The sequence below is a fragment of the Pseudomonas sp. A genome, from assembly GCF_056270345.1.
In genome coordinates this window covers 4,500,530-4,512,020 of record NZ_CM149873.1, presented here as the reverse complement: position 1 = coordinate 4,512,020, position 11,491 = coordinate 4,500,530, and the positions used below count along the sequence as shown (strand labels likewise).

Here is an 11,491-nt window from a genome sequence, read left to right as displayed (position 1 = left end):
CGGGTTCAACTCGCAGCCAGTCGTACCGATGAATATTCCAAACCTGCTCACCGTTCTACGCGTCCTGCTCATCCCGATCTTCATCCTGCTGTTCTATGTGCCCTATCACTGGAGCTACATGGCCGCCAGCACGGTGTTCGCCATCGCCGCCGCCACCGACTGGCTCGACGGCTACCTGGCGCGTCGGTTGCAGCAGAGCACCCCGTTCGGCGCCTTCCTCGACCCGGTGGCCGACAAGCTGATGGTCGCCGTGGCCCTGGTCCTGCTGGTGCAGGTGCACGCCAACTTCTGGCTGACGCTGCCGGCGGCGGTGATCATCGGCCGCGAGATCGTCGTCTCGGCGCTGCGCGAGTGGATGGCCGAGCTCGGCGCCCGCGCCCACGTGGCGGTGTCGAACCTGGGCAAGTGGAAGACCGCCGCGCAGATGCTGGCGCTGGTGATCCTGCTGGCCAACCCGCCGCTGCTGACCTTCTGGGTGGTGCTGGGCTATGGGCTGCTGCTGGTGGCGGCGGGCCTGACCCTGATCTCGATGGTGCACTACCTGCTGGCCGCCTGGCCGCACCTGCGCGAAGGTTCGGAGCAGAAGTAAAAGTTTTTTTGAATCAAGGGGTTGACGCCGTTCTGGAAATCGCTAGAATGGCACCCATCACGACGCGGGAATAGCTCAGTTGGTAGAGCACGACCTTGCCAAGGTCGGGGTCGCGAGTTCGAGTCTCGTTTCCCGCTCCAAATTCGATCCACAGTGCGTCGCTGGGATCACAAAGAAGAGGCCGAAAGGCCTCTTTTTTTGTGCCTGGGATTTGGTGGTTGCAGGTTCATTTCAGTATTTGGGCCGGCCACAGTGGGCATCTGATTGTGGCCGGGTTATCTGTTCTCGGTGGCAATCTCCCTCTTTACACGCAGGGCGCATGCGTGGCGTCCGCCATGATAATGCTCGGCGACTCTAGCTAGCCCTATTCGATCAGCCAGGCGGGTTCACCTTCTATCAGTGTCCCGCCGTGGCTTGTCTTGTCTCCCTGGCGCGCCGCAGGACTGCCCTCAATGAGTGTATGCGCGGCACCAGTCTCGATGACCGCACCGCAACTGAGTTCATCCCCTATGCGTGCGATTGCACGACCATTCACTGAGGCACTGCCCGCGCCGCTGATGACGGTGCCTTCCCCGTGGAGAGGACAAAGGTGGCGATGGCCGATGAGGACGACAGGCTTCATGGCGACTCTACCTGGGCAAGTGGAGCGGTTTTTGGGGCCGTTCGTGATTCGTGGTCTATTGCTTCTGGCCACTTGACCTTTGGTGCCAGACGCATGGCGAATTGGCACCAGAGGAGATCGTTGTGATCTCTATTGAGCGGGGCGGGAGGGACAGCGGAGAGGCCATGTTGCATGTAAGTGCAGATATAGGTCCAAACTGACTCATCACCAACCAGGTTGGTCAAAGGGAACCGGTCGATGACGTTGTTGGTGCCTGGTTCCACGATGGACAGCATGATCCCCGTTTTTACGAGGTGTGAGCCTTGGTGAGTTACGGCTTGTTTTCTCCAACGCTCTGCGCGGACATCTTTCCAGTCGTAGCTGACGGTTTTTATTGGCCATGGAATGAAAGGATTCCACCAGCAGTATGTGAAATTGTAAGCATAGATTTTTTGGCGTGCACGGTTGAAACGTATGGGTTCATCGCGCGGGGTGAGGCGGATCATGCGTAGGAATGATGCTGTCTGGCAGGTTGCTAATAATAGGATGGCCAGCTTTAGTAAGATGAGGTTGTGCTGGTTATGTATTGCGCTATTAATTATTAGGCCGGCGGCCAGCATGAGAAATGGGCTGTTGATCAATGCGCACGCGAGCAGTAGTTCACGCATGATGATCGAGCTTCGGGATGTCTCCAGATAGGTGTCGTCTTGATGGTTTGTACTCAAGAGTTCGGAACAGAGCTCTATGTTGGGAGGGTCATTTGGGAGATTGAAGTCTTCCTTCCAGCCTGGGCATGGAGGCGCTAGGGTAGGCCTATTCTTCATGGTTGTCTCGTCGTGTTCAGTTGTTTTTTTCGCAGGGGACTAGATCTGCGGTATTACCCTTGTCGAGCCAGTAACTGAAGATCTGATCAAAAGCATGCGTCATGACAACGCTACCTTTACAGGTGGAACGGACTGTGGGCTGGTTCGCGACTCGTGATCAATCACCTCAGGCCACTTGACCTCTGGCGCCAGACGCATGGCGAATTGGCACCAGAGGATATCGTTGTGATCTCTATTGAGCGGGGCGGGAGGGACAGCGGAGAGGCCATGTTGCATGTAAGTGCATATATAGGCCCAAATTGATGCTTCACCGTATTCGTTGTTCAATGGGAATCGGTCGATAATGTTATTGGTGCCTGGTTCCACGATGGACAGCATGATCCCTGTCTTTACGAGGTGCGAGCCTTGGTGGGTTACGGCTTGTTTTCTCCAGCGTTCTGCGCGTACATCCTTCCAGTCGTAGCTGACGATTTTTATTGGCCATGGAATGAAGGGGTTCCACCAACAGAAATTGAAGTTGTAGGCGTAAATTTTTTGGCGGACACGGTTGAATCTGATGGGCTCATCACGTGGGGTGAGACGGATTGAGCGTGTGAATGATGTTGATTGCCAAATGCCAATGATTAGAAAGATAGCATCAATTGGGATTAGGCTGTATTGCTGGTCTGTAATGCTTTCTATTGTTAGGTGTGCGGCTACGGCGAAGCCGAAAAGGCTCGCTATTGCTAATAATAGTAGTAGCTCTCTCATGGTTATTGAATGTCGGGATATTTCCAGGTAGATATTGTCTTGATAGTTTGCGTTTATTAGCTCGGGGACGGGTTCGGCATGAGTGAGCTCGTTTGGAAGATTGAAGTCCTCTTTCCAGCTTGGGCATGGAGGAATCAGGGTAGGTCTTTTCACTTTTAGCTCCTCGAGTCCAGTTTGTCTTGTTTTTTTACTAATCTTGCGAGGTTTGTGGTGTCGTCCTTGTCAGGCCAATAGCTGACAGTTAACTCAAAGGCGTCGATGGTTTTGAAGTCTGCAGTTGGTGTACTTCCTTCTATTCTTATAGTCTTTACTTGTTGAGAGCTATCCTCTGGGCTACCGGTACTTTCATATAACTCGGTTTTTGCCTTGTCGCTGTCTCCGGAGTACACGGTCGGTACAGTGTTTCTGCCCGGTGAATAAACTACCAGTGTCCATTCGTATCTTGCCCGTTCGTGAGTAAAATTAGGAATGGTGATTGTGTAGTTCAGGCGTGTTTCGAGTGGAACCGAGAAGTTGTCCCTCAGTGTGACGAACGGCTCTATCGTTTTCGGAGGGTGTGTTTCTTTGAATGTTATATCTATTGAAGCGTGCGCAGTGATACCCAATAGGGCTGCATTGAGAGCACCTATAGCGTTGTCATTGTCTTCTGCGGCCTGCCATTCACGATGTGACGCCGGCAGCCCCCACCTGGATTGGCGTGCCCAGATTTCCAGTGGAGAGGACTCTTTTTTCTTGGCGGCCGCGGCAAGTGTATAGGCCGAGAGTGCAAGTATTACTGCTATCCCGACAGGCCCTAGGAAAGCAGTGCCAAATAGGAGCGTACTTGCCCCTGCAACTGCTGAGAAAAGTGCGGATAGCGCTGCCTTATTATATAAACTTCTGGATGAGTCATCGCCTTGTGCACCTGTCCGTTGAGCTGCGAATACATAGTTGGCACTATCGGCAAATCCGGCCGCAGCAGCGATTGCACCACCATACTTCACAAGCTGCGTCCCCCGCATCAATGTCGAGCCCGCTGTCACGCCGACCCGGGCAGGCCGCAATATCTCGATCGCTTTCCCTGTCGCCTCAATACTCAAGCCCAAAACCCCAATGGACGACGACCAGACCGCCGCCAACGCTTCGGCCTCCGCATTGCCCGGGATCGCGTTCAGCGCGTCATGATTCCTGCGCAGGCTGTCCTGCTGGAACCACAACCCACCCAGGCTCAACATCAAGTCCGCGCGGCCCGGCCCCAGGCCAGACAAGCCACTGCGCAGGTTGCCCATGGCCTCACGGGCCAGGGCGCGGGTCTGGTCCGCGCTCAGGCTGAGCAGGCGCAGGCTGTGGGCGGCCTGGTATTGCAGGCTGTCTGCCCCTATGCGCACGCTGCGCAAGGCCTCGCCAGCACCAGTACCCGCGCTTGCAGGTTCTGCAACCGGGCCTGCACGTCCTCGGCGCTTTCCATGGTCCAGAGCACCAGTTCCACGACCTTGCCGTGCTTGCCGGACACTGCCGCGGTGATGGCGCCGCTGAGCAGCATGGCGTTGACCTTGTGCGCGGCGGGTTTGCGAAAGGCCTGGTCCAGCTGGCCCAGCAGTGCATCGGTGCGCGCCTGCAGGCCTTCGTTGAGCAGCTTCAGGTATTCGCCTGCCCTGAGCGGCACGACGAGCTGCGTCATGTGCTGCCCGGCGAAACGCAGCAGCGCCGCGCTGTGCACGTAGCCGATCATCTGCCGGGCGCCGGCGGAAGCCGTTACTGGGTAAGCGATCGTCCCCAGGATGCTACGTCCTCCATGGCGACTGAGATCAGGCTGATCTCTACGGCTGATCGATACTGTCGACCTCATGGGGCGCATCCTTCTCAATATTGGGAGTTTGACTTTGGCTTTTGGGCCGACGTTTAGAGACACGGGGTTTCCTCTCCGGTCGTTTGCCTGGGCGTATAGTCCAGAGGTAGGCGTTCTCCCGCAGTCTCTCCTGGATATGGGGTGGGTAATCGTCAACGGTGGTCACTGCCGGGACGGGTTTTCCCGGCAGGCCGGCTTCACGGATGATCCTGGGCCATCGAGGTTTCCAGCACAGCAGGAGACTCGCCCAGTGGCCTGTTCCGATGATCAGGAAGGCAGGAGACAGCAGCAGCAGGCCGCATTTGAGGACGCGGGAGGAATTGCGGAAGTAGTGGGTCAGGCCTTCGAATTGAGGCGTGAAGGCTTGCCAAGGCCAAGGGAAGTGCGAGGTGATGTGGGGGCGCGGTAGCCCCTCTGGGCCCTCATCCATGAAGCGACGGATGAACTCCCATTCGGCTTGAAGCTCCGCGAAATTGTTGGCGGATTTGCCTACCCAGACCAATTCCGGACGCAGCGTGCCGGTGAACGCGGGTGACCATATGAGCGCTAGGGGGATACCCACACCACTTGCTATGGAAGATTTTTTATCAGAACCACTGGACGATACGCCGCTCCACGGAAGCGTGACGACTCCACCGCAGTAGGCAGGGCGGTGGAGGTAAACCTGTTGGGTGGTGCGGTTGAAACGTATCAACAAATGGCGTGACGTGAACATTTCCAAGCGTGAGAAGCGAAGACCATACTTTAGGTAGGGCAATGAGAGGGTTAAAGCGATTCCAAGAAAAAAAGGCTCATAAATAGTTGTTCGCCATATGGCTTGCCATGAGACGTTAGGTGTATGAGTTTTTCTATGCCTCCAATGGCTATCCATAAATTAAATACTGCTGAAAATATAATGGCCAGGGAAAGTATGGAGATTAACCCGCGCTTGTCCTCCCACATGCCGCAGCGCATTTCGAGCACATGCTCGTTATATATATAAATCGGGCCGCGACTCTTGGGTGAGTCGCTTGCTGGTTTTTTGGCGGCCTCAATGAGCTCCTCTTCTTCATTTTCATAAACCCCTCTGTTCTTGATTGTCTTGTTGTGTTTTTCAAAAGCATCGCGCTCTTCTTTAGAGTCAGTGGCGGCTAGCCATGCAAACCATTCAATAAGATACACTACATAACCTCGCTCATGGCGTTGAACAAGGCTTCGAGTTCTTCGGTGTCCTTTATGTATCCTTTGTTGGATGATTTAAGGCGGAAGCAACATTTGCTGCACCACTTCTCCAGTGCGTCATCTTCGATGATGAGTAAGGTTATGGTGGTGCCGAGTACAATGGCGCCGCCTATCCAGCTCAAGCGGCTCAGAAACATCATTGCTGCACGGTTCGCTGCCAGTTTTGCCGAGAGTCTGGAGAAAGTAGCGAGTAAGCTGCTTGGCCAGGCATGACTAGCACTTATTGACAGCCACTGAAAAAGCGCACTCGCCTGTGAAAACGCTATTCCTCCTTGTCCCAGAATTAGGGCGATGGTTGCGCTTCCTCTAAGTCCGTAGGCTGCTGCAAGCGTTGGTTTGGATCTGGCTTCTGCTTCCTTGGCGTCGGAGAAGTCCCAGGCAATGCTGACAAGCCCCCCCACCGTCGCCAATCCCGCCCCCCACAGTCGATAGCGCCCCAGGCTGATGTCCGCTCCCCGCGCAATCGCGCTGTTCCGCCCGACGCCCAGCAGGGTCTGTTCGGTCCCCACCGCCAGTAGCTCGAACCCCGCCGCCGCACTGGCCAATCCAGCGGCCACCACCTCGCTCCAGAAGCGCCGGTCCTTGTCATCCCGCTGCCCCTGCAACAGGAGCAGTCCCGCCTCCAGCAGGAGCAGCCCACTGGCCAGCCGAAGCCGATAGAACGAATGAGCGTGAGCGCCCTGCAATGTCTCCACGTAGGCGCGATCAAGGCGTCGGACCATGGGGGCCGCCACCCGTCCTCGCGAGGGGGTGTCACCCTCGAGTGCGTGTTCGCTCAGGCGCAGGTTGATGGCTTGCTCGCCCAGCGAGGCGATGAGGTAGGTGCCCAGGCGCCGGTACAGCAGGCGATCCATGTTGCCGGGGGCGCCGGCCTGCAGGCTCTGGCGCCCCAGTTGACCCAGCCAGGCCAAGGCCCCGGCGGTGTTGAGGGCGCTGTGCTGGGCCAGTTGGTCGAGGTGGCCGTCCACCCGGCTGAACTGCGAGGCGAGTTCCTTGGCGTACTTGAGTGAGGTGTCCACCTGCTGCCAGTGATCGTATTCCGGCGGCAGCGCTTGCAGTGCCTGGCGCGTCTGCTCCAGCACCTCGGCAATGGCGCGCTGGTTGAAGACGAAGGAACGCAGGGCCAGGTTGTCGGGCGTCAGCGTGTCGGCATGCCACCACTGGGCGAGCAGCCGCGCCCCGGCTGACACGCCCTCCATGCCGACCACGCTGAGCCCGGTCTGGTGGGCGAAGCACAGGCCGCTGCGCAGGTCGTTCTCGTCGTAGTAGGCCAAGGCCGCGAGCAGTTGCTCAGATTGCAACCAGGCGAGATGGTCGTCGGCCCGCACGTCGGCCAGGCGCTGCGCTTCGAGGCCGTGGGATTCGAACCAGGCCAGCTGGTCGTGCATGGCCTTGAGGTCGACGTGTGGCAGGTAACGCGCTTCGAACTGCCGGGCGAACTCGCCGTTGTTCGCCCGGGCCTCAAGGTCCTGGCGCCTGAGTGCGCCTGCGGTATCGAGAATGCCCTCCTTGGCCTGCGCCCACCAGGCGGCCATCTGCGGGTTGGCGCCCTGGTCGGCACCGGCGAGGTGGGCGCGCATGGCCTCTTTGTGACGGTCGACCAGCGCGGCGACCTTGCGCTCACTGAATTGCTGATGCAGTTCGGTGAAGGCCTGGGCGACCAGCACCTTGCGCTCGTTGCTGGGGCCGGGTTTTCCCGCGACCGCCTCCGTGGTTTCCAGCCAATCCTTCAGGTGCTCCATGCCCGCGTTGCGCCAGGCATTGAGTTGCTGGGTGATGCCGATGGCATCTTCCACCACCACCGCGATGCCACGGGCCTCGGGTTTGCCGGCAACCGGGCCCAGCATGTACCGGGCCGCCGTTAGCGAGTGGACGCTGGTTTCACTGAACAGCTGGTTGTCCAGCAGCTTGCGCAATGAGCTGTCGGTTTCCGCAGCGAAATCGGCGACCAGGTCCAGTTGGTCATGGCGCAGCACATAAGGCCTGGGCGTCGGGCAGCCAAGGCCGGTGAAGGCGGCGACATCCACGGCCGGCAGCCTGTCGCGTCGACGCAGCAGTTGCTGCTGGGCCGCTTCGGTCAGCGGGTCGGGGCTGTAGAACAGGCGTAGCTCAGCCAGGTCTTCGAGGTCATGGACGTTGAACGCCAAGGCCGTGTTGCGCATCATATCGCGCAGGGTGTGGGCGTCTGTGGCGTCCGGCTCGGACTGCCCGGGGGCAACCAGCGACAATGAACCGTTCGCCGCAATGCGATAGGGCGGATGCAGGCTGTGCTGCCCGCTGCGCTTGCGTTTCTCCATGACGTACAGGAAGCCTTGGCGCAGTGGCCGAATGGCATAGTCGGCATGCTGGAGCGTGGCAACGCTGTAGGGATGGCGCAGGTGTTCGGGCAGGCTGGGCAAGCGCAGGCGTTGGCCGGTAGTGCCGCCAACGGCCGCATAGCGCAGGGGCAGGATAGTGAAGGTGCGCGTGCAATGGACGGCGGGCCCGCTGGCGAAGGGGGCCTCCAGGGCCTCGCAGGCTTGCCGATTGATTTCGAGCAATTTGTTGAAGTCGAACATCCGATGTCCTCAGCGAAGCTGTTCATGCAGGTGGGTTTTTACCGACTCGACAAGCGACGTTTGCTTGTCGAGGGCGTCATTTATGGCGGCTTGCCAGACGGGATCGCTCGTCAGGCGCTCACCAAGCAGCGCCATGAAAATCACATAGGTAATCTGGTCTTCCTGCCGTACGAGGCCTGATTCACGTGCAAAGGCCAGGAGCTTCTGCGCGAGGCCCAGACGTACGACATGACATTGTTCAGGTTTGCCGCTCGTGCGCAGGGCGTGCTTGAGTTGGTCGGCAAGCCCATGGGCCAATGAATCTCCTGCCAATGCCTGCCAGCAGGCCTGATCAAGCCTGAGGCCATCGAGCGCTCTGGCCTCAGGCCGGTCGCCGCCGGAAAAGTCGTACCAGAGTTGCCGGGCGGCATAGGGGTAGGGCACCCACCAGGTATGGATAGGGGCTAGCCAGTCGAGGATGTCGGGCAGATCCTGACGAGCGTGCAGCACACGCAGGCCCTGCTCGGTGTGATAGCGCAACAGGTAGCGATGACCGTCTGGGGCCAGAAGGGTGTTGGCCTGTGCCAGATGTGCGGCCAGGTCCTTGGCCGGCAGCGCGCTGACGATCCAGCCACAGATGGCATCCTTGCACAGGTCGGTGAGCTGCCAGAAAAAGTCGGACTGGCCCTGCAAACGGGTGCTGGCGTTTGCAGCGCACAGGACCGTACCGACCTGCTGCAAATGGCTGAGCGCCTTCTGCGGCATCAGTGAGTGCAACACCTCTTTTCGCTGTTCGAGCTTTTCCAGCTGTTCGTCGTCAAGCCGTGACAGTTCGAGGAGGGCGGATAGCCGATAGCGCTCCGATTGATACAAGGGAGCCAATAGCCGGTCGTAGAAGGTACCTTTCATTCGCCTTCCCCTTCCATGCGAACGACATTCCGACCCTCTGCGATGGCCTTGAGCAAACAGCTGACGCAGATGGCTTCCCCGGGCTCCGGGGTCGCGTTGATCGCCAGTTGGCGTGAACCGCCCACCCCTGTCTGGGCTACCGGGCCTTTGATGTTTATCGCGATGGCGTCGAGCGTCATGCCGCTTGCGTCGAGACGTAGCGTCGCTCCTGGCGCCTTGATGACAAGGCTTTGCGATACGTTGAGTTCAATAACCTGGGTTTCATGGCGAATGGCTTGTCCGGCCATCAGCTCGACATGACCGGCCACCTGTTGCTCCAGATTGCCGCCAACCTCTACCGAGTGATTTGCGGTGGTCTTGTCATAGCGATGATTGCCGACCTGTTCGGTGCGATCCTGGCCGGTGATGACGGTGCAGTGGCGACCGACCTCCAGCGTGTCATCCTGGCCAATTTGCTCATGACGATCTCTGCCGATTACCAGATGCTCGTCGTTACCCAATTCCTCGCTACGGTTGCGGCCAACAGTGATCTGTTCATCTCGCCCGACTCGTTCAGAGCGATCATTGCCAACCTGCGTGGTTTCATCATGCTTGACCACATTGTTCTGATCCCGCTGCGCATGGATGAACACCTCTTCCTGCCCCAGCTCATCCTCGAAGCGCAGCTCGTTGAAGCCTTGCCCCTTGTGGGTCTTGCTCTTGATGGTCATGCGCGTGCGGTGCTTGGGCAGTTCGTAGGGCGGCCGTTGATTGCCGCAGTAGGTGCGGCCGGTGATCATCGGCTGGTCGGGATCGGCGTTGACGTACTGGATGACCACGTCCTGGCCGATCCGCGGGATGGCCATGGCGCCCCAGCCGCCGCCGGCCCAGCCCTGGGACACCCGCACCCAGCAGGAGCTGTACTCGTTGTCGCGGCTCTCGCGGTCCCAGGGGAAGCTGACCTTGACCCGGCCCCACTCGTCGCAAAAGATCTCCTCGCCCTCTGGGCCGACCACCGTGGCCATGTGCGGGCCGTCGATGCGCGGCTTGGGCGGTGCCTCGGGGCGCCACTCGATGCGTCCGGGCACCAGCAGGGCCTCTTGCGAGTAGCGCGTGCCTTGCTCGGCGCCGGCGGCTTCCTCCTGCAGGCTGGTGAACTGCGCGCCCTCGTGGCGAACGCTGGCCACCCGCCAATGGATGTTGAGGTCTGTGCGGGGGTGTTCGACCAGGTTGAAGCTCAGGCCCGGCTGCAGGCGCACGTCGTCGCCCTCGACCTCGGCTATGCGCGCGTCGTGGCGCAGGGCGGTGAGGCGGGTGCGGGTGAAGGGGATGCCGACTTCGTCGCGCTTGTAGCGGCCGGGGTAGTCGAAGCGCTCGTAGTCGTCGGCCTGGTGTTGCAGGTCGCTGGCGTTGAATTCCTGCTGCAGGTGGTAGGCCGGGTGAGTGAAGGAGTAGTCGCGCTGCACCTGGCGGGCCGTGCGCACCTGCTCGCGGTAGTGCAGGCGGCGCAGGCAGGGGCGGGCCTGGTCGCCACCGCTGTTGGCGTGGTAGAGCACGGCGAGCGGGTCGGGGTAGTCGTCGTCGATGAAGCCTTCGTCGTCGTCATCGTCCTCGGGCTTGACCAGGCTGGAGCTGATCATGCCCAGGGTCAGCACGCGGTCGCTGACGAGCAGGCGGTGGCCCTTGGCGCTGTGGACGAAGCGGTAGATGAAACCTTCCTCGGCGGCCAGGCGGGTGATGAAGGCGAGGTCGGTTTCGCCGGCCTGGACGCAGAACTCGCGGGGGGCGTGGGGGAAGCTGTGGCCCAGTTCGAAGTCGGTGATGCGCTGGGCCTTGAACAGGGTTTCGAGGATCTGCGGCACGCTTTGTTGCTGGAAGATGCGCCAGTTCGAACGCAGCCCGGCGCGGGCCAGCTTGGGCTCGACCACGGCCTGGTAGCGGGTGCGGCAGGAGCCGGTGTCGCCCTGGCTGAAGGCGCTGATCAGGCCGTGTACGTAGCGCATCGGGCGCTGGCCGCGCAGGATGGTGAACAGCGCGGGCTTGTCGAGCAGGTGGGCGAAATCGACGTTGTCTTCGTAGCTGACCAGTTCGAGCACCAGCCTGAATGGGTTGCTGAGGGCTTCGTCGAGGGTGAAGGAGACCACCTCGAACGGGTCCTGGCTGGCCAGGGGCTCGAAGCGGTAGCTCAGGTCGGATTGATTAGGCATGGAAAGTCCCTGTCCGCCTTCTGACGGTGGCTGAAGCCCGGGCAGG

11 protein-coding genes and 1 tRNA gene are annotated in these 11,491 nt (G+C 59.6%); 2 read left to right on the top strand and 10 right to left on the bottom strand.

What is annotated here, in order from left to right; translation table 11 throughout:
* The first annotated feature begins 28 nt into the window (after nt 1-28).
* Entirely contained in the window at nt 29-589 is a 561-nt protein-coding gene (gene pgsA / locus AC0MAZ_RS20135) for a CDP-diacylglycerol--glycerol-3-phosphate 3-phosphatidyltransferase (RefSeq protein WP_028692524.1), read from the top strand.
* Nucleotides 590-653: 64 nt separating this feature from the next.
* Nucleotides 654-729: transfer RNA gene (locus tag AC0MAZ_RS20130), tRNA-Gly, on the top strand.
* Between the two features lie 224 nt (nt 730-953).
* Here the strand turns inward: AC0MAZ_RS20130 and AC0MAZ_RS20125 are convergent.
* From AC0MAZ_RS20125 to AC0MAZ_RS20080, 10 genes are all read right to left on the bottom strand, one after another.
* Nucleotides 954-1,211: a PAAR domain-containing protein gene (locus tag AC0MAZ_RS20125; protein WP_475858943.1), complete on the bottom strand. Its 258-nt coding sequence runs from the start codon at nt 1,209-1,211 to the stop codon at nt 954-956.
* Nucleotides 1,208-1,858: a DUF6708 domain-containing protein gene (locus AC0MAZ_RS20120; protein WP_475858942.1), complete on the bottom strand. Its 651-nt coding sequence runs from the start codon at nt 1,856-1,858 to the stop codon at nt 1,208-1,210. The genes AC0MAZ_RS20125 and AC0MAZ_RS20120 overlap by 4 nt, the downstream gene beginning before the upstream one ends.
* Nucleotides 1,859-2,113: 255 nt before the next feature.
* Complete coding sequence (locus AC0MAZ_RS20115; protein ID WP_475858941.1) at nt 2,114-2,917, bottom strand: DUF6708 domain-containing protein; 804 nt, start codon at nt 2,915-2,917, stop codon at nt 2,114-2,116.
* 2 nt (nt 2,918-2,919) lie between these two features.
* Nucleotides 2,920-4,140 carry a hypothetical protein gene (locus tag AC0MAZ_RS20110; RefSeq protein WP_475858940.1) on the bottom strand — a complete coding sequence of 407 codons (1,221 nt, stop codon included), beginning with the start codon at nt 4,138-4,140 and terminating at the stop codon, nt 2,920-2,922.
* Nucleotides 4,122-4,475, bottom strand: a complete 354-nt coding sequence (locus tag AC0MAZ_RS20105) for a hypothetical protein (protein ID WP_475858939.1) — start codon at nt 4,473-4,475, stop codon at nt 4,122-4,124. The genes AC0MAZ_RS20110 and AC0MAZ_RS20105 overlap by 19 nt, the downstream gene beginning before the upstream one ends.
* 88 nt (nt 4,476-4,563) lie before the next feature.
* Nucleotides 4,564-5,307 carry a DUF6708 domain-containing protein gene (locus AC0MAZ_RS20100; RefSeq protein WP_475858938.1) on the bottom strand — a complete coding sequence of 248 codons (744 nt, stop codon included), beginning with the start codon at nt 5,305-5,307 and terminating at the stop codon, nt 4,564-4,566.
* Between the two features lie 50 nt (nt 5,308-5,357).
* On the bottom strand, nt 5,358-5,753 hold the full coding sequence (locus tag AC0MAZ_RS20095) for a hypothetical protein (RefSeq protein ID WP_475858937.1): 396 nt from the start codon (nt 5,751-5,753) through the stop codon (nt 5,358-5,360).
* Nucleotides 5,753-8,371, bottom strand: coding sequence for a T6SS effector BTH_I2691 family protein (locus AC0MAZ_RS20090; RefSeq protein WP_475858936.1), 2,619 nt, complete (start codon nt 8,369-8,371; stop codon nt 5,753-5,755). The genes AC0MAZ_RS20095 and AC0MAZ_RS20090 overlap by 1 nt, the downstream gene beginning before the upstream one ends.
* Before the next feature lie 9 nt (nt 8,372-8,380).
* Nucleotides 8,381-9,259: a DUF4123 domain-containing protein gene (locus tag AC0MAZ_RS20085; RefSeq protein WP_475858935.1), complete on the bottom strand. Its 879-nt coding sequence runs from the start codon at nt 9,257-9,259 to the stop codon at nt 8,381-8,383.
* Entirely contained in the window at nt 9,256-11,445 is a 2,190-nt protein-coding gene (locus tag AC0MAZ_RS20080) for a type VI secretion system Vgr family protein (RefSeq protein ID WP_475858934.1), read from the bottom strand. The genes AC0MAZ_RS20085 and AC0MAZ_RS20080 overlap by 4 nt, the downstream gene beginning before the upstream one ends.
* Between the last annotated feature and the right edge of the window lie 46 nt (nt 11,446-11,491).